Raw genomic sequence first — 18,676 nt, 5'->3', positions numbered from 1 at the left:
ATGATTCCTTTGGATTTTTAACAGAAACGCCGGGGGCGGGTAAAACTTGCTTTTACCCGTTTCCGGGGTTGACCAACTGAGCGCAGCGAAGGCGGTAGCCCTGCTCCCGACCGGGGAGGCAATATGCTATCCTTCCGCGCGATGAAAAAAATGGAGTGGTACTGGTTGACTGTCTTTTATCAGAAACGCCCGACCGAAGAACTGATGCATCTGGCATGGTGCCTGCTGGTAGCGATAAAACTGTCGCAGAAACAGGGCAAAATTCGCACAGATTTGCAGATACACATGTTCATCATGCAGTGGCTGTCTGCCGCGCAAAAACGTAAGCTGTTCCCCCGCTCGGTCGCACAGGACATTCTCTGGCTTCTTGACCAGGGGAAACGCTACGGTTTTGGTGCCAGGCTGCACCGCAAGGTGGAGTACATCTGGCGTTCCAGCACGGGCGAACTGGCGAAACAAAGCGTGTTATTCCGCTTCACGTATTTTATTGAAACGCTGAAAACAATGGGCTGGCTGGACTTTCTGCTGTCACAGCAGGAATGGCGTAGTTATCACAGGGAATCAGCAACGGCCAGCGCGGTGTATACCCCGAAAGCAGAACTCCATCCTGCATTCAGTGACAGTGGCGAACTGATTAAACCACTGGAGATCCGCTTCACCGGTGATATTTCAGGCGTATTTCCGTTACTTGAGCAATGCCATTTAAAAAGCGAACAGCGGCCTGATGAGGAAGGCTTTTCCGTTATCCAGCTGCTGCCGGAAAAGACATAGCAACCGGCGTCAGTCCTCGAAAGATTTTTCTTTCACGATGTCCCGCTCGATCTGCTTCAGATGAAGCGACTGATCGGGCTGACTCTCTGCTTCCGGCTCTTTCTCCGGCGATTTCTCGCCCAGCGCCGCCGCAATATCCCGCCCGGTAAGCGGATATTCCTCCTCTTTCAGCTTACCGGCCAGCAGCCCGGTATGGATATCATCCTCCGGCTCGCTGATGGCGGCGAGTACATCTTCCGGACGAATATCCTTCTCACCTTTACCCTGTTTTTCCAGGGCTTCACGGGCAAGTCGTTCCGCCTCCTGTTCAGCGTTCTCCTTCGGCTCAGGAATGAAGGGAAGGGGGTCTTCCGTTTTCCCGGCCACGTTGCGGGCCAGTTGCGCGGTCAGGCTGTCATCGACTACCTGATCAGCGCCGCTGATACGGCTGATATTGAGCGGTAAACCCTCGCCCTCCATCCTGACGATCACGCCGCTGTCGGGATACTGTTGCGCAAGTTGCAACCCTTCAGGCAGGCTCTCCGCGATGCGGTTTTCCCCGTTCCGGCTCTGCTGTATCCCCGCAAACCTTGCATCACTGCTGCCTATAACCCGAAAATCACCGGGTAAGGACACGCCGTTACGCTCATCCGCATTTATCGTCAGAATCACCACGCCTGAACGGTTGCCGTTACTGTCCCACAGCGCGAACGCCAGCCCCGGCTCCGGATGCCGCCTGACGCCCGGCACAAACAGGCCCTGTGATTCGCCTTCAGCCAGCCCGTAGTTCTTCAGCAACGCCCGGCCTGCGGCAACATCGGCAAGAGGGGAAGCCCAGGACAGAATCCCCTCTGCCGTCCTGCCCGCCCGATCCTCACCCGCCATCAGATAATCATGGGCGGTACGATCACCCTTGTTTTTACTGAGTTCAGCCAGCCATCCGGCTCTGTCATCGGTGTAAACCTGCACATGCTCTTTTGTACGGGACAACGTAACGTAACCACTTTCCTTTGTTGCCATTCGCTTTCGCCCTCCTTCAGTCCCTTCAAGCGTAATGACAAACCGGGAACTGGCCCCCTGAGCACCGTATGCCGTAACGGCATACCCCAGGTCGGTATGCCTGTCTGCCGGGTCATTCAGGTCAAGACGACGGGTAAGCTGACCATCCTGGCTGCGAAGGATCATGCTTTGTCCGTCGATCTGTTCCACGTTCCAGAAGCTGTTTCCGGTATAACCGCGCTCGGCATCAGAACGGGTAAAACGCATTCTGTCGCCCTCACTGACGCTGATAATCCTTGGCTGATAAATCTGTGCATCCTCGGTGCTGTTCTCGAACGGTGACAGGATTTTTTCCCGTCCGTCATGGCTGATAAGCGTCACCAGCCCGCTCTGCCGGTCAGTGCCGCCGACCGTCCAGTACTCCCGGTTAATCAGGGCAACTTTTCCCGTCAGAGCGGACCATCCTGTCAGGCTCCGAAGCTCATTGTGCCGGACGCGAACCGGGTCAAGGACGGTTATCTCCTGTTCGTTTATCGTAATGCTAGCCCTGTACAGATTGTCATGTATCAGGCGGTTTATTTCCTGCCTGTCCGTATTGAGATGCGCCACCGTCAGTGTATTGTCGCGGGCTTCGGCTGTTCGTCCCGCAAAGTCAGCCGCTATTGCCTCCGTCACGCTGGCGGGCATTCCTGCATCACGTAACGCCTGGATCTGTTCTTTATCCGGACTGACCTGTTCAACGGATGATGCAGGAACGAATGCACCGGCTTCACGCGGCACCACATCCGGTGTGACATTTTCGGCCTTTTCCAGCGCGAGCGCATGTTGCCCTTCAATCATGGCATACACCACTTCCCGAAGTTCCGGCGTCTGGCGCACAATCTCCTTCATAATGGCGGTATCAACGGCGCTGCGCTGCTGCATCAGCCGGAACGGCTGTCCCGGCTCGATGGCCCGCAACTGAGCATCATCCCCGCTGGTAATGGCCCGCCCGCTGCCGGTGGCGATGGCCTGGTAAGCCTCACTCATCGCCCGGTTGCCAATCATTGACGCCTCATCAATCAGGAACAGGGTATTGCTGTAGTCCGGTTTCTCGCCGTTCATCCGGGCCTGTCTGTCTTCCCAGATAAAGGATTCCAGCGTCTGCGCCCGGACGCCCACGCTTTTCATTTCCTCAACGGCCCGGTGAGTCGGAGCCAGCCCCACCACCTCCGGTCGCTGGTCGTCCGGCAACGTCGCCATTGCCGCCAGCATAGCTTTAAACTGCGTGGTTTTACCCACACCGGCGTAGCCCTGCACCGCCGTAAAGCGGTCAGCGCTTTCCAGGACCATGCGCGTGGCGGCCTGCTGCCCTGCCGTCAGCCCCGTAAGATACTGTTCAGGCACCGACGCCATCAGCGGCGTGACGCTGCCTTTCCCTTCCGCGATATGGCGCAGAATGGCCTTTTCCGTTTCAAAAGTGGATTTTGGCAGCATCAGCCCGGCTTCCAGCCGGATAAGTTCACCGTCCTTTACCTGGCGGTTAATCTCGGACTGGATAGCCGGAATGCTGACCGCTGAATTAATACTGAGCGCGGCACTGAGCAATTCCGGGGCCAGGAAGGCGGTTTTCTCATGCTGCACCTGACTGAGGGCCAGATACACGGCCTGAGCCGCCGGGGTTCGTGGCAGTTCTCTTGCGGCATCGAGGGCGGCATCAACCCCTTTTGCGCCGGTGGCCGCTTCCACCTGGGCGCTTATCACCCGCACAGCAGGGCTGCGGGCAAGTTTTGCCTCGCCCCGTTCAGCATCCATAGCGGTAAATATCCGGATGTCACTGCCGCTGCGGGTCAGGGTATTAAGCACATCATCGCGCATCTCACGCCCGCTGAGCGCGGCCAGCACTTTTCCTTCAGGCGCTATCGATTTACCCAGGGATTCAACATAGTTATGCTCAACCTTCAGGGGCCGGGAGATATCTGCCCGGATAATCTTTCCGTTTTTCTCCAGCGCAACAGCGCCATCACCGGCGCTGACGACGCTGACCACATCCTGCGCCTTCAGCTTTCCCTTTGCTTCCCGTCCCGTAACCCGCAGTTGATCGCCGGGAGCCACCTCCAGCATCCGGGGTTTGAAAAGGCTCCATGAGGCGTCAATCTGGCTGATTTTTTGGTGCTGTAGTTCCCCGGCTTCATTCACAAGACGAAGAACACTGGTTTCAGCGCCAACACGATCAATACGCCAGCGCTCCATGTTCTTTTCATCGGCATTCCAGCGTTCCATTACCATACCTTCGCGGTAGGTATCGCGACTTTTCCGGCTCTTACTGTCGAGCCAGACCGGAGACAATGTTTCAATCCGGATATCATCGCCGGTGATACGCCCCTGCTCACGTAGCGCATCACGAATGTACCCCGTCAGGACCTGTTGCTCACGCTCACCGGCAACCTGTGCAACGACGCCATGCCCGGCGGTAATATCGCGGGCATACTCTGCGGCAAGATGGCTGTAGCGAACCTTTTTATCCGCTTCAGACGTAAGCTGTGCCACAGGCACCGGCGCGTCATTGAACCGATAATGAGCGGCACCTTCCTCCTGAAGAACCGAAAGGACGCTGCCAGTCCCCTGTCGTTTACCGCTGTCCATCATCAGGATCTGCGCACCGCTTTCCCGCGCTTTTTCCATCAGGAATACGCTGTCCTTCAGCCCCAGCGTTTCGGCCTCTGCGACAATCACGGTGGTATGAGCAGTCAGCGGAAGGTCGGCTTTCAGTGCGCCACGTCCTGCAATCAGCCCGGACAGCGTTTCACTCTCTCCCAGAAAGGCTTCACTTTTGCGATCTGCGGCCAGTACCATAACCTGACGCCCCTGCGACACTGCCAGTCCGGCCAGTTGTTCGGCCCGCCCACGCTGGACGGCTGCGCCGCCGCGCCCATAGATCACCGCAAGTGGATCGCGATTCTCTGCCAGTTCAGCACAGACGCCGGAAACAGCGGCAAGCGTCCCGTTCAGCAGGGCTTCGCCGGAGACAATGGCGCGGCCGGAATCCATATGCTCCCGCGCAAACTGGCGAACCGTCAGTTCATCAAGTAAATGAATATCAGACGTAAAAATGCCTTTGTCCTTATCGAGCGCAACGAGACGGCCCTGTTCAATAGCGGTATCGATGCCTGCTCTTGCCCGCAGCACCATATCCTTTTCCGCTGGCAGAAGTGACACAACGGCGGTCAGCACTTCGCTGTAGGCAAACTGCGCTTTTTTATCACTGAGAGACGACAGCGCCTGCGTGATGGCCTCTTTCAGTGCAGGTTCAGCCGTAAGTGTCACGCTGGCCGGAGAACTCGCTTCCGCTTCGCCGCGTTCTGCTGCCTGCGACCGGCTGCGTTCACGGGCAGCCTGGATCGTCTTATCCGGATCAAAGTCGTAATCCGCCAGCACCTTATCCCACTGCTCACGTCTCGCCTCCCCCTCGACGAACTCCTTGTTTTTACGGGTATCCAGCGCCGCGACCGAGCGGGAAAGTGGGCTGGCATCCCGTCCTACGGCATCATCAATCTGCGCGGTTCGTTGAGAAAATGCACGAATCACATCCGGTGGAACTTCAGCAAATTCATACATACCATGTGGCCCGCTTCTGACCGGTGTGTAACCACAGTCTTCCACCATTGGGCGCAAATACTCGCGGTAAAACTGCCCGTAAGCGAGTTTCATATCGTAAACCTGCTCACGAATACCGCTGCGCTGGCGTGTATCACTCCCCAGCGCGTGCCACTTATCATCATCAGCGCGGGTGACATTAAACAGCAGGCCGTGCGAATGGAGGTGCATCTCACCTTCACGGTTCGTATCATGCGTATAAAGTGCGGCAACCATGTTACCGGTTGTCACCGTAGTGGTGACACCGTCACGGGTAAGGCGGGTATTGACGCTTTTCTCCACTTCGAGCATTGCCAGCCTGACCGCCTCATTATGTGCCTCAATCAGCCGGGTATCGCCACCCAGCAGGGCGAGAATGGAAAGACTTTTGGGCGCACCGAAGGTCAGATCCATGCCCGGACGGTTTGTTTCATTACCCGCAATCTGACGGGAAATCACCGTGCCATCGGGCAGATGCCCCCGGAGCATTTCATCGAAGACTTCAGGGTTCACTTTTCCCTCAAGCCCCAGCATCGCGGCCCCTTTTCCCAGCCAGTGACCATCAGCATTTTCCAGCGTCTCAAAGTTGGCTTCACCGCCATAATATTTGGCATCGCCATGAATCGGTTCAACTGAAAGCATCACAACTCCATATCAATTTCATGTGACGGGTGGTGATTGATATTCACCTCCTCACGGCGTACCTCATCACGGGTGCCGTGCTGCATCTCCTGCTGCCAGGCTTCATACGCCTCCATATCGATAACCTCGCCATCCGTGCTGATGCCATGAGGTATTTCGTTCTCACGGCCACCACCACGGGCAGGTTTATCCGTCACGGCGGACTTTTCACCAGACGGGCCGCCTGAAGATGAATCTGGCCCGGCCACAGCCGGTGCAGGCGGCACGCTTACGGGGTTGCCCGCCGGTGCCGGATCGGATTTCACCTGAGTGTCGGAAGGGATGAACAACTTTCTCGCAGCCTGACGTTCGCTGCTTTCCTGCTGACTGATTTCCTGCTCAATTTCAGGGTCGAGAGACGTTTTCACGTCGCGCTCCAGAATGCCTTCCGCGACTTTCGGCAGGGGCTGGTATTTCAGGGTGAGGCGAACAACGGGATATTTGCCGGGAAGCGTGACGAAGCACTGCAGGTCTTCCAGTCCCTGCACGTCTGAATAGCTGACTATCGATACCCGTTCTTCGTCTTTGCCGTAGCTGATACCGTCGCGCACCTCATCCGTACCAAAGCTGGTCTGTTCAGAGAAACGCTTGCGGACGGTCTGGCCGATATCTTCTTCAACAAATTTCGCGATGGCCGCGCTGGGCGAACGGAAAAAATATTTGGTATTCAGCAGGTCATAAATGGCAGCGGCAAATTTGGGGCCGTAAGTTTCTTCAAGCTGCGCATAGGACTGGAACCCCAGCACAAAGCAGCCGCCATACTTTCGGGCCTCCGCAATGATGTAGGGCAGATTAGGCAGCTTATGCAGTGAAGGCAGTTCGTCGTAGAAGAACCAGACACGCCGGTAGCGATTCTCATGCAGTGACAGAAGGGTGCTGGACGCAATTCCCAGCCACATTGATATCAGCGGTTTCAGCGATTCATGGTGACGCTGGTTGGACGTGATAAACAGCCACCCGCTGCGCTTTTTATCGCTGTTGCCCTGCATCCATTCACGGATGGTGAACGGTTTTTTACCCTCGCGATCGATACCCTGCAAATAGCGCAGCGACTTCACATAGTTGGTGAGAACGCTTCGAATAGAGATGGCGGTTTTCTCAATGCTGCCATCCACCAGTGTGGAAGCAGGCGTTCCGGCCAGAAAGTCACGCAATTGGTCAAGCTTGATTGCCAGCAGGGTACGCAGGAAGCTGTTATAAGTCCGCTTCTTATCACCGCGCATTTGCTCCGCACCTTCCGCAAAAATCGTCCTGGCCGACCCCTGCCAGAACGGATCGCCGCTGTTTCCCATCGGGATAACCGTTTCGGTGACAGCTTCCAGGTCAGGAAGCGTCGGGCATTCAGCCCACAAATCCCAGTTTGCACAGCGCTTATCCTTCGGATTAAGAATGATATCGATGGATTCATCATAAAATTCTTCAACAAAGGTATTCCCTTTGTCATAAATAATGACCGGAACACCGGCTTCACGAAGATGGAGTAATTTCTTACGCATCAGCGTGGATTTCCCCGTACCGACCGTACCGTGCATGGCGAAGTTCTGTATTTCTGAGTCTTTAACTATTGGCAGGCCGTCAATCACGATATGTGAAGCGGTTCCCCGCCTGCGCATAAGACGGGCAACAACTTTGGGGTTATCTTCCAGGATACGGCCACCAGTAACTTCATCTTCGCTGGCCTTTTTCCCCACCCGCCCGATATACCAGAACACCCCCATAACCACGGCAAACGTAATTATCGACGCGAACACCCCCGATAGAATGAATTCATTTCTCAGAGTGATGCCACACCAGACTGTATATTTGTCGGTAAGGATTTTATCGTAAGTATAATAAAGAGTATTACCGTAATACCTTACGGGATAAACAGGCGGCTTTCTTATAATTGAACCAAACGGGATTAATGTATGACTCCACCAGTAAACCAGCCCGTTAAGGAACGTCTGGGTATTTAATCGCAGATAAAGGATGAACCCCAGCAAAGCCAGCCACCCGATAAAAACATAGTAGAACAGAATATTATTAACTTGCAGGAACATCCGGAAACGCATAAACGTGACCTGACCGCCCTGCGTAATATCACGGCCTTTGAAACTCATTTTTTTCTCCGGTAAGAGGACTTAACCTGTTATTTTTTGCGAGCGATTAACGCGAACGTAGAGGTTATAAATAAGGTTGGCGTAATGTTCCCGTTTACCGGCATTCTTATCGGAGAAACCGGCGTTGTATGAACCCAGACAGTGCCAGTTAACACCGCACGTCCGTAAATGTCTCGCGAGTATCCATGCACCGATCTGTACATTCAGGCACGGGTCATTCAGTAAGTCCTGCGGGGAGCGGATAACCCCCATTCTGACCAGTTCAGGAATATGCCTGCTGTTTATCTGCATCAAGCCATAGTCTTTACCAAGTCGCGGGCCGTTATCATTGGTGATTCGCGGGTTGAGGCTGCTTTCCTGCATGGCAATCGCTTCAAGCAGCATCGGGTCAAGGTGGTAGCGTTCTCCTGCCTGCACGAAACAGAACGCACTGGCATTCATTGAGCACAGGCAGACCGCCACCAGTATCAGTGATTTAATGAGTCGCATAGATTTATTCCACAGGAAAAAGCGCAGTCAGGAAGACTGCGCTTATCAGAGACTTAATTACAAATGATGATTCAGTTTGAGCACTGAAGCATTAATATTTCAGTATCGGCTGTCGTCGAAGCCGCTACTGAAAGAACTGCCATGATCTATTGAATGGTTATCGAAGCCGCCAGAAATATGATTATCAGATGAAAAGAGACTGTCATGATTCAAGGCACTACCATAAGTATCACCTCCGGCATCAAAGTAATCGCTGGTCATAGCCAAACCAGTTGCCGGGTTGAAGTCATTAGCATGGGAACCAGTTACAGAATAGTTTCCTGATTCAAAGTTAGCCAAATGACTATCAGCAATGCTCATTGCGGCAGGGATCAGGTTATCTGAAAATAGATCTTTCTGTCCTGAAGACAGGGCTTCAGTCAGTACACCAGCAGCCACACCGCCTGATATTCTGGATGCGACTTGCGGATTTACTTTATCTTGGATACGTTTTTCCACCTCACTTTTTAAAATTCTTTTTATAGCTGATTTGACTATCCAGTCAGGAGTATCAAGACTCTTTAACTCCTTAACTTCGTCAAAATGATAATTCCTTTTGAGAAATAGCGCTATACAACCAGCCAGCAGAGCATTTGCTGAGCAGAGTATTATCAACAATTCATTATCCATTCCCCATGTGTACACAACAGAAAGAAAAACTCCACATGTGAAAAAATAAAAAGGCAATCTTCTATCTCTACTCAACAAACCCGCCATCGATAAAACATTGAAGAAAGAAGGAATTAAAAACAATAAAACAAAGAGAATCACTGCATTCAGTGGTTGCTTTAACCATTCACCGAAATGGACTGAAAAGTTATAAGCAACTGCAATAAATATAGTTAATGGCATTATTAACAGGTACTTACATCTAATCATCTTCTCGCCTCCGCTCTTTTAGTTTCTTCGCCATATCAGATATATCACCAGGGTTATTTCTTAAGTCTCCAAGACCCTGGTGTTCACTGGCTTTGTTATAATTAGCAACAAAATCGCCATCAACTTTTCCATGCTCACTTTTCAGTCTATCGCTTTCTCTCTGAACATCACCGTGACCTTGCTCAATATTTGCTCCGGTCTGTTTAATAACTCCCTGATTTCTCGTCAGAGAATCATCAACGCCCTGTGTTATGTTTCCTTTAATGCCTGCTAATTGCGCCCTGCGTTCGATTTCCTGCTGACCTGAATTTATCGTTCCTGCTGCGTCCCCGGTTGATGGTTCAACACTCTGCATACCGCTCGCCAACGAGGCACGATTACTGTTGAAGTCACCTTCAATACGTGACCGCAGTTTTTCTTCCACAAAGCTATCCGCCAGTGCTTCACGTTCGTGGCGCACATTTTCATCAGCCGTATTAGTCAGAATACGGCTCGCATCTCCTGGCGCTTTTTGCTGAACATAACCCACGAACTCCTGAGAAAGATTGCTGGTTTGTTGTGCCGTTTCGCTTTCCGACATTGACGCCACTTTACTGTACTCATGGCTGCGGCTCACACTGCTGGTATATTGCTGGTACTGGCTGTCGGCCACACTCAGTGTTGTGCCAATCTGTTCAAGTTGTGAGGCCGAACTGTTATCGTTACGAACCGCAGAATGCGAAACGCGATAACTCTGAAGTATCTGTTTCCCTTCCCGGAAATCGCGCACATTTTTAGCATCTTCACTACTGGTGTGATCGGTGCTTCCGGTCTGACGTTGATCTGCCGAACTCTGACTACCTGTACTGGCTGAAATCTTACCTGAAGCCCCAACATCAGCCCCGATAGTCCATTTTGCCACTTTCCCAAGCGCTGAATTACCTGAAGATATACCCGCATACGCTTCAGCCTCAGCCTGACGGGCTTTGGTTTCAATCTCAGCCCATGCCTGCTGTTCGCTGATACCGTGACGTTTGGCATAGTCTTTCGCCGCAGAGATCATCGAGCTAACCCCTCTCGTGGCCTGCGCCGTCTGCGAATCATCCGTGCTGGTATTCATGGTATTGCTGTTACCGGTCTGCTGCGAGAATTGCTGCGCCTGGTTATATGCGCTGTTCATGGCATGGTTAAAGCCCTGCAACGATGTTTCAGCCTGCACCTGGCTTTCTCTTGCCAGCCGTTGCGCAGAAGAACTCATTGCGCGGCCAAAGTTTAAATCCATAGGCAATTTAGATGTGCCTGTCGTACTGTTAACTATCGTCGTTCCGTCAGCCGTCGTACCCTGCATAGAGCCATTCGCCAGTTGCTGATCCCTTCGCCCGGAAGCAAAGGTACTGTTAGTATCCCATTTAAAGCCCTGCACGTTATCCGTCTGCATATTGTTAAACGCATAAGTACCATCTACGGCCTGAGAGGACGACTGAGAGGCAACCCCCTGTGTCATGCTGCTGAGATAGCTGCCCGCCTGGGAAACCACGCCACCCAACCCCTTCACCATGCCATAAGCGATAAAGGGAATAGAGAGCGAAAGCCAGCCCGCCGTTGATGCAATCATCGAATGCTGCTGCTGGATCTGAGAAAGGTTAGACAGCGTAACGTCATAAGCGCCACCGGCTTTCAGGTAAAACGTCATGGCGTTATTTAACACTGCAAACAGCAGCGGCCACGCCTGAAGATAAGCCAGGGTAAAAATATACCCCTTGAGCACAGTCCAGGTCAGCGTGTTAATAATAGCCAGCACAATCATTACCGGGAAAAGCCCGATCATCATCCCCAGAAGAACGGTCTGCATGATTGGCAGATACTTCATCGCAATATTGGCACTGACGGACTGCTGCATAATTTGCTTCTCAGTGGCCGTTTCTGTGGCAATATTCATCATACTGGCGGTATCGCCATTACGTGCAGCGTAGGCGCTGATACCTTTGCGCAGCCCGTTCATCACGACATTCTGTTTTATAATGCCGCTGGCGCTGCTGCCGGCATTATAAAAATAGCCGTAGCTGTCACCCAGAAGGGAGGCAAACAACTGCTCCCGGTTGGCCCTGGAACCAAACAGCTTCTGCGCCCAGAACGAGAACGTCTTTCCACCACCGGAAGAATCCGTACCTATCTGCTGTTGCAGGGTTACTGCGGCCTGCTGGCAGGTCTGGAAGTTACCCGCCTTATCGAATATTCCCCGTAGTGGGCTGGGTTTCTCAAAAATCTTCGAATAAGGATCGGTGCTGTTCATCAGATCTTCCATTGAATACTTATGATTCAGAAAGATATCGCCTATTACGCAGTTCTGCACATAATCGGAAAAGAGTCCCGCAATCTCACCATCGGCAAAGGTAAAACCCGTACTGGCCTTCACCAGTTCGGAGCCAAACAACATCCCGGTTTTGCTGTAAGACACCGCATCTGGTCGATGAAACACACCCTCATAGGCCTGCGTCAGCGCATACCCTACAGAGGTGATCAGCGATGCAGGAATTGCCAGACCGCCAGGCACATTATCCACCTGGTGAACGGCTGTCGGGTCGGTCATATCAATGACCTGCACCGAATGCTTATTGGCGATAAGCACCCCCGGTACAATCACTATCACCGCCACCCACTTAATGAAGGTCAGCACATCTTTTTTCTGCAACCAGCTCCATATAACGGCAAGGACGGAGAGAATGGAAGCCCATTTAATCAGGGTTCCCCAAGTGGCCGATGCGGTTAATACCGCCACGGCGTTCAGCGAGTCAGCCAGCCAGTCACCACCCGTAATGGTATAAATCACCTGCATAATTACATACCTCCGGAAAAGCGATAGTTGTTCTGATAACGGTCGAGTAACCGTCCGGACAGTTGCTGGCGCATATAGCCCATCTGACGTTCAACTACCATCAGCGCATCCTGCTGTACCTGAACCCTGGACTGCATGATTGCCAGTTGCTTGTTGGCGTTTGCCATGCTTGCCTGCAACGGTTTAAGCGCACTGTCGGGGTAGCTTTTGCTCGCCAACATAACGCGGGCCTGCTGCATCACTTCCTGCATGTACTGGATAAGAATGTCGAAGCTGATGTAATCAGAAAGCTGATAGATAACCGAATCCGATACGCCCAGAGAGAGAGGATCAACGAGATAACGCAATACCGGAACAGAAGTGGACGTAATAAAGCCTTTTTCCTTTTCCGTCAGCGCTTCATCGGCATAGGCTTTACTGCCGATACTCTGCAACATCTTATTGACCTGACCACTTAGAGAATTCTCTGCGCTGATCGTCACTTCCCCTATTGTTGCCTTCAGGCATTCACCGTCATTGCAGGTATAGATTTTGGCCGTACCGCCATGCAGTAACGCATGGATCAGATCTTCATTTGTCGTCATGGCCGTAAGAGGCTGAGGCTTACCATCATCATCAAAAATAAGGGTGCCGGTAATGCTCATGGCAAACTCTTTTAGCTCTTTGTTTCCGCTGAATACCTGATTTTTTTCCAGCGAGTCCCATATCAGGTTTTTGTTACGCAGCACCTGGTCTTTCATATCGGCCCCGGCTTTGTTACTCATGTTTTTGTACTGCCCCCCGGTGCCGCAGCCCTGACGCGCTGCCGCCCAGTCCGAGAAGAAATTGGAATCGCTGCCGATGGTCTGACAAACCGCGCTGGCATTTTCCTGCGTTTCCGGCCATAACCCACCGACGATAGCCCTTGCGGCCTGACAACTGCTCATGTTGGAACTGTTAACATCGGACGCCAGTTTCTGAAGAAAATCCTTTGCTGACGCCAGTTGCGGTGTCACTGTCTTCAGAGCCAGGTCAAAAAACAGCCCCGGCGCGTTACTGAGAATGGATTTGGCGAACTGGATAAATTCGTCTTTGCTGATAAAGGAAAAGGAACCCAGAAACATATCAATACCGCCACAACCGGCGTTCAGGCTGGGTAACTGAAGCGATACCAGTTGCACATCCTTCGCGGAGGTTCGCGCATAGAGCGCCCCACCCGTGGCGTAACCTGCCGCCTGCCCCTGCCAGACTTTCGGCGTGGTGGTATTCTGCTCATAGCCCAGCTTGCCAAAGAACTTGTTCATATCATCATTAAGACTGGCACCGGCCATCAGGGTATAAAGACATAAAACACATGCCAGCGCGCTTTTTCTCAGACCGCCGTTCATTTCGCCTCCCCGTTATCCATAGCAAAGCGCAGTACTTCATCAAGCCTTGCCACAAAGGCTTCACGCTCACTTTCTCCCTGTTGAAGGGGATAGGTTTTCATGTTGTTAACGTTCACCAGAAACAGCGTAGGTGTGGCAATAGGCAGACCCTGAGCAAAGAATTCAGTGATCACCATCGGCGGAGCCGGAATTGCCTGCGGCCATGACGCATCCCCCCGGCCATCCAGGGTGTAAGGGAATACTGAAAAGCCGGTGTCCTTAGCAATAGCTTTCAGGACGGGATCGAAAGCATGGCAGTGCGGGCAGGACGACGACATAAAGAGGACGATTTTCCAGTCCCGAAGATTGACCTGCCGCCCGTCGCTGAGACGATAAAACACCGATGCGGGCCGGGTCGAAACCTGACCTCCGCTATGTTGAAGTGCCTGTTTGTGCGCTTCCAGCCTGGCGATCTCATCCCAGGTCGTAGCGTTGACGGACGCGCTGGCTGTGAACGCCAGCAAAAGGAAGGGAAGTGCAGGAATACATCGCATAAATTCACCTGTATTAACATACGTAAAATCAGGCTGTCGTGACGGCGGAATTCTTCGGGCAACACACGGCAGCACCGGTGCAGCTTTAAAGCACCAGTCTGATGATTGGGTTTTTGTCGGCTCCGGGCCGGGGAGTCAGAATTTATTCTGGCTCAGCGGGCCGGATGGCAAGCGAAGCGCGGCAGTCAGGACGTCAGAAGCCGGGAGCGAAGTCCGTTGCTACCAGAAGGAACTGAGAGGCTAAATCCTCCTGGGAGTGGAAACCATACGCCAGCGGCTGATAAGCCTCCGTGCGGGGGTTCACCAGAAAAAGCGCTGGGTAATGGGTAATATGCATGGCCTCCGTCTGTCCGTTGTCAGGCCGTGATCCCGGCAGTTCCGGCGCAATTTTGCCATCCACTGACACATAGATAAGATTGATGCCGTACTCCCTGACGAACGAGCGCACAACCACGCCCATCAGCACATCCACCGGCTCTTTCCCCCGGTAGAAATAAAACAGCCCGTTATCAGCAGACAGCTTTTTAATAGCGTCTTTTTCCCGCTGACGCTGTATCGCCTGGCGGGTACTGGCCGTTCCGTTGTAATGGCTGTAGCGCAGGTTGTAATCCAGTTCGGGGAACTTCAGCAGCGCCTCTTTTGAGGACTGAGCAAACTGAGACGATTTTTCCGCCCAGAAATCCTGTAGCAGTTTGTATCGCCTGAAATTTTCAGCAGAAGGGAACATGATCGCCTTATCGAGCGCGGCCTTCGTGGCAGCCTGCAATTTCTCTTTCAGTTCGGTGGCATTTTCCGGGGATACTGCTGAAGAAGGCGGTGCTGACGGCGGCTCGTCCTCGTCAGGAGATACAGGCTCGTTGTACCAGATCCAGCCCTGCGCCTCACTGTCGGGAAAGCCGCCAAGCCGGGTATCGCTGGCCTGAGCATGTCCCCCGATAAAACCAGCAGCAGCCAGCATCAGATAACAGGCTTTTCGCATCAGTGGCTGCTCCCCTGGTCAAACATGGCTTTCATCCGCTCTTTCATTTTCTCCATCTGATTATTGTCAGCGGGAATATCACTGCCGCTGTTCAGGTCGTCATAAAACGCGGAGAAATCGACTTTTGAAAAATCTATCTTCTGGAGTTCTTCCGGTGTTATTCCCCTGCAATCTGGCGATTTACCTGAACCGAACCCGATCCCAAGCTGCCATGAACGGCCCTGTTGCTGGACTATCTGCGCCAGCTTGGAATCAAACTGGCAGTAGCCGCGCTTTTTCTCAATGCAGATACCCAGCGCTTTTTTGCTGCAATATTCACCCACATAGACGGTAAGCCGTTTTTCTTTGGCCTTACCCAGCGCTTTTTCTTCACTGCTGCAACTGGCAAGCCCCACGTCCTGCCCCCAGCCCGAATCTTTACAGCAGTTACTGAACCCGGCTGCAAACTTCTTGCAGGACACGCCCTTACCCGTGAAGATTTTCACATCATTGCTGTTCAGTTCGGCAACGTCCTTACCCGCTGCCGCCACTGCCGCCAGTTCCGATGCCGCTTTGGCGAACATGTCGTTTTTGCCGTTGTTATCCAGTACACAGCTTCCGTCTGTACAAAAAAGCTCATCGCCGCAAACCTGCCCTTCACCTTTTGTCTTCGTTTCACACGAATACGTGATGTTGGCGTGGAGACAGACACCATCCCCCTGATCCACGCACTTCTGGTTTATAACGTTACACGCCGCATTATGGATATAAGCCCCGCAGGTTCCCTCGCTTTCGCTCTGGGTCAGGTAGCTGTCGCGGTACGCCCAGCAGTCCTGATGTACGGTATAGGGCTTGCCATCCACCGTTACCGTTTTATCGCCGCCCGGCTCCGTGCATTCCGTCCCGGTCAGACTGCCTTCAGCTTTATCAAACGGGCAGTTTTCAGACCATACAACATCCGGAACCCATTTCTTTGATGGAATTTCAACCCGAAGAGTAATGGAAAAGCGGTAACGCATGTTGCTGCTTTTCCAGATGAAATCGACTGTTGGCTTATTATTTCTGTTACGAATGGAGAACGCCATCTTCTGTCCCTCCGTCAGTTGTGTCCCACTGCTCAGGGCAGGGCTGCCTGTATCATCATCCATTGAAATCAACCCGAAAGGCGTACTCACACGCATAAACCAGTTAGGGTTACTAAATGCCAGATGTTTATTCCAGGAATATGTTGCAAATGCGCTAATAATCTTTCCTGTCACGGGGGCGCTCCAGGTTCCTGTGTATCCTGCATCTGTAGAAGCAAACAAAATATCCTGAGACTGAATGACAATATTTTTAATTTCTGTTGCATCCTCGTAATGACCGGATATTGTCGCAGTTCTGGTGCAATATTGCTGAACCTGCAAATCCCGGTCACAGACATAATTAGTAAATACACTCTTCTCGAATTCTTTGGACTCGCACAGCTTGGGGTCGAATACCGTTTCAGCGTTATTCTCGGCATTGCGGCCATTATCCAGAAACGGGGAATCAGCCGTTACCATATCTTTCGGCTGCTTACTGATAGAATCGGTGACGGCCTTACCCCACTCGGTATTATTAAGCGTATTGCTGCCCGGCGAGGTTAAATCAGTACCCGAACTTTGTACACCACCGTAGTACTTCGTTGCATCCGGACTGCTGCTGTAGTCAGGCAGGTTATCCGCAGGTTTAAATGACTTAAAGGTATCAAGATCCTTTCCCTTCAGCCCTTTGGCATAATCCATACCACTGTTAAAATCGTCGTTCGCCGTGACCGGAAAGTTAACGATAAATCCCGCCATCAGCGCTATCACTAACCATAATGATTTCATTGTGTGGCCTCCTTCAGTGCAGCCCTCGCCACATCAGCACAGTCCCCACCTTCAGCAACCTTGCGCAGCAGACCATCAATGCGGATATCACCGGATACGCGATCAAACGTGTCTCCGCACGTCACAACCAGTGCCGGAACGGCGGTTATCCCGTACTGCCGGAAGGCTTTGGGGTTTATCTGAACGCCGCCTTTATTACTGCCCTTTGTCATTTCAAAAATAGTATTCGCCGTCTGACGGAAATCATTATTAATCATCCCGCGAATATTTACCGGAATAGCAAACTGAGAAGCATTATTCAGCATAATAGCAAGGCCACTTCGGGGAATTGAAAAAGAGACGAAATACTGAATGGCCGGTTGTGGTTTTTGTGCAGCCTGATATTGCATCTGCTGCTTATGCTGGAGATTATTGATGAAATCCATATTCTCCCTGGATACACCACTATTTTTTAATTGCTTAATAAAGTCCGGCACCTCCATTTTCTGAGTCTGAGCTTCAGCCGACTGCATCCGCTCAATAAAGTCCCTGTCTTCTGATACAGTTCCGGCATGAGACAGGCAGGGGAAAACCGCCATCAATAATACAGGCAGGCATTTCATCATTAATACTCCTGTTCAGAGAAAGACGCAGTTACGCTTACGCCACATTAAATAGCCGTAATTTTTCTTGTCGTTGGGGGTGAGATGTCCTGTCTGCCAGGTCAGCGTGCTCTGCCCGAAAGGGTGGCAGGCCAGCGGGTCGGGTAAGGTATTCACCATCTGATATCGCCAGCGGCTTTTGGGGATGATGGGCGAAGGGTATTCGAAACATACCGCTGTATCTGCCCCCACGCTCTCCATCACCAGACCTTCGCGGTGCAGCTTGAAGGCCATTCGCTCGGAAAGCAGCACCGACGACTGCGCAGGGCTGTATTCATTGGTGACTGTACCGGTAAACGGATACAGCGAGCCGTGACTCCCGGCACACCAGAACAGCGCATCGATGGGCTTCACCAGACTGGCGGCGGCATCTGCGGCACAGGCTCCCTGTGCAATAACGTTACCGAACAACGCCGCTTCAGGGTTAATAATGAGAGACAGCTGATCGTCATTCCACATCGGGTCAAGCTCGGTCAGATACCCGATATCCATGTCCCCGCCCTGCAAACAGCCCACAGACGTAATAATGTTCAGCCAGGCTATCAGCGGGTATTTGTACCAGTGGACGTGATAGAACACGTTTGGCACGTCATTATTTTCCTGCTCCCCCACTCCCAGGCCAACTTTACCGATATCCAGCTTAATACCGCCCATATTGACCAGGCAAAAAGGAGAGCGGGTGACATCGGTGATCGCCATAGGCTCCCAGAAGCCTATCGCCAGCCCGATACGGTAGAAAACGCCCATAGGGCATATCTGTATCGGGCTGGCCGGGTTTTCGGTATCAGCAACATTGCCCGGTGCAACCGGTATGCTGCCGATGGTTATCGGAAACAGGCATTCCCAGCAGATATCGGTGATCGGATTGACAAAATGACCATCGCAGGCGGCGGCTGACGCGCTGGCTCTGCCTGGCAGAAACAGCACAGCGCACAGCATTATAAGGGCTGTTGGTAGT

General features: G+C 52.4%; 12 protein-coding genes. 1 reads left to right on the top strand and 11 read right to left on the bottom strand.

The window, feature by feature from the left end; all coding sequences use genetic code 11:
- The first annotated feature begins 123 nt into the window (after positions 1-123).
- Positions 124-771, top strand: coding sequence for a DUF2913 family protein (locus tag ACWKXN_RS21565; protein WP_454544336.1), 648 nt, complete (start codon positions 124-126; stop codon positions 769-771).
- A gap of 9 nt (positions 772-780) precedes the next feature.
- Here the strand turns inward: ACWKXN_RS21565 and traI are convergent, their stop codons facing one another.
- The 11 genes from traI to traU all read right to left on the bottom strand — a co-directional run bounded on the left by traI (position 781) and on the right by traU (position 18,657).
- Entirely contained in the window at positions 781-6,006 is a 5,226-nt protein-coding gene (traI, locus tag ACWKXN_RS21560; protein WP_454544335.1) for a conjugative transfer relaxase/helicase TraI, read from the bottom strand.
- On the bottom strand, positions 6,006-8,144 hold the full coding sequence (gene traD / locus ACWKXN_RS21555; protein ID WP_454544334.1) for a type IV conjugative transfer system coupling protein TraD: 2,139 nt from the start codon (positions 8,142-8,144) through the stop codon (positions 6,006-6,008). The genes traI and traD overlap by 1 nt, the downstream gene beginning before the upstream one ends.
- A gap of 21 nt (positions 8,145-8,165) precedes the next feature.
- On the bottom strand, positions 8,166-8,633 hold the full coding sequence (locus tag ACWKXN_RS21550; RefSeq protein ID WP_016193183.1) for a lytic transglycosylase domain-containing protein: 468 nt from the start codon (positions 8,631-8,633) through the stop codon (positions 8,166-8,168).
- A 99-nt stretch (positions 8,634-8,732) separates the two neighbouring features.
- Positions 8,733-9,551 carry a hypothetical protein gene (locus ACWKXN_RS21545; protein WP_454544333.1) on the bottom strand — a complete coding sequence of 273 codons (819 nt, stop codon included), beginning with the start codon at positions 9,549-9,551 and terminating at the stop codon, positions 8,733-8,735.
- Positions 9,544-12,366, bottom strand: a complete 2,823-nt coding sequence (gene traG, locus ACWKXN_RS21540) for a conjugal transfer mating-pair stabilization protein TraG (RefSeq protein WP_454544332.1) — start codon at positions 12,364-12,366, stop codon at positions 9,544-9,546. The genes ACWKXN_RS21545 and traG overlap by 8 nt, the downstream gene beginning before the upstream one ends.
- Before the next feature lie 2 nt (positions 12,367-12,368).
- Positions 12,369-13,733, bottom strand: a complete 1,365-nt coding sequence (traH, locus tag ACWKXN_RS21535; protein WP_336195653.1) for a conjugal transfer pilus assembly protein TraH — start codon at positions 13,731-13,733, stop codon at positions 12,369-12,371.
- Positions 13,730-14,266 carry a type-F conjugative transfer system pilin assembly thiol-disulfide isomerase TrbB gene (gene trbB / locus ACWKXN_RS21530; RefSeq protein ID WP_454544331.1) on the bottom strand — a complete coding sequence of 179 codons (537 nt, stop codon included), beginning with the start codon at positions 14,264-14,266 and terminating at the stop codon, positions 13,730-13,732. The genes traH and trbB overlap by 4 nt, the downstream gene beginning before the upstream one ends.
- A 193-nt stretch (positions 14,267-14,459) precedes the next feature.
- Positions 14,460-15,245, bottom strand: a complete 786-nt coding sequence (gene traF / locus ACWKXN_RS21525; protein ID WP_336195655.1) for a type-F conjugative transfer system pilin assembly protein TraF — start codon at positions 15,243-15,245, stop codon at positions 14,460-14,462.
- Positions 15,245-17,077, bottom strand: a complete 1,833-nt coding sequence (traN, locus tag ACWKXN_RS21520) for a type-F conjugative transfer system mating-pair stabilization protein TraN (protein WP_454544330.1) — start codon at positions 17,075-17,077, stop codon at positions 15,245-15,247. Before traN ends, traF begins: the two co-directional genes overlap by 1 nt.
- Positions 17,074-17,682 (bottom strand): type-F conjugative transfer system pilin assembly protein TrbC, encoded by a 609-nt coding sequence (trbC, locus tag ACWKXN_RS21515; RefSeq protein WP_454544329.1) that lies wholly within the window; start codon positions 17,680-17,682, stop codon positions 17,074-17,076. Before trbC ends, traN begins: the two co-directional genes overlap by 4 nt.
- Positions 17,683-17,694: 12 nt before the next feature.
- Positions 17,695-18,657, bottom strand: a complete 963-nt coding sequence (traU, locus tag ACWKXN_RS21510; RefSeq protein WP_454544346.1) for a conjugal transfer pilus assembly protein TraU — start codon at positions 18,655-18,657, stop codon at positions 17,695-17,697.
- Positions 18,658-18,676: the final 19 nt, after the last annotated feature.

The sequence above is a fragment of the Enterobacter sp. UPMP2060 genome, from assembly GCF_053709655.1.
Note: the sequence above shows the minus strand (reverse complement) of the source record. Positions and strands in the feature narration are given on the sequence as shown.

Excerpts from the sequence above, each read along its gene's own strand:
- ACWKXN_RS21545 (WP_454544333.1), bottom strand. The coding sequence starts at position 9,551 with ATGATTAGATGTAAGTACCTGTTAATAATGCCATTAACTATATTTATT.
- traN (WP_454544330.1), bottom strand. The coding sequence starts at position 17,077 with ATGAAATCATTATGGTTAGTGATAGCGCTGATGGCGGGATTTATCGTT.
- traD (WP_454544334.1), bottom strand. The coding sequence starts at position 8,144 with ATGAGTTTCAAAGGCCGTGATATTACGCAGGGCGGTCAGGTCACGTTT.
- trbB (WP_454544331.1), bottom strand. The coding sequence starts at position 14,266 with ATGCGATGTATTCCTGCACTTCCCTTCCTTTTGCTGGCGTTCACAGCC.
- traI (WP_454544335.1), bottom strand. The coding sequence starts at position 6,006 with ATGCTTTCAGTTGAACCGATTCATGGCGATGCCAAATATTATGGCGGT.
- ACWKXN_RS21550 (WP_016193183.1), bottom strand. The coding sequence starts at position 8,633 with ATGCGACTCATTAAATCACTGATACTGGTGGCGGTCTGCCTGTGCTCA.
- traG (WP_454544332.1), bottom strand. The coding sequence starts at position 12,366 with ATGCAGGTGATTTATACCATTACGGGTGGTGACTGGCTGGCTGACTCG.
- trbC (WP_454544329.1), bottom strand. The coding sequence starts at position 17,682 with ATGATGAAATGCCTGCCTGTATTATTGATGGCGGTTTTCCCCTGCCTG.
- traH (WP_336195653.1), bottom strand. The coding sequence starts at position 13,733 with ATGAACGGCGGTCTGAGAAAAAGCGCGCTGGCATGTGTTTTATGTCTT.
- traF (WP_336195655.1), bottom strand. The coding sequence starts at position 15,245 with ATGCGAAAAGCCTGTTATCTGATGCTGGCTGCTGCTGGTTTTATCGGG.
- traU (WP_454544346.1), bottom strand. The coding sequence starts at position 18,657 with ATGCTGTGCGCTGTGCTGTTTCTGCCAGGCAGAGCCAGCGCGTCAGCC.
- ACWKXN_RS21565 (WP_454544336.1), top strand. The coding sequence starts at position 124 with ATGCTATCCTTCCGCGCGATGAAAAAAATGGAGTGGTACTGGTTGACT.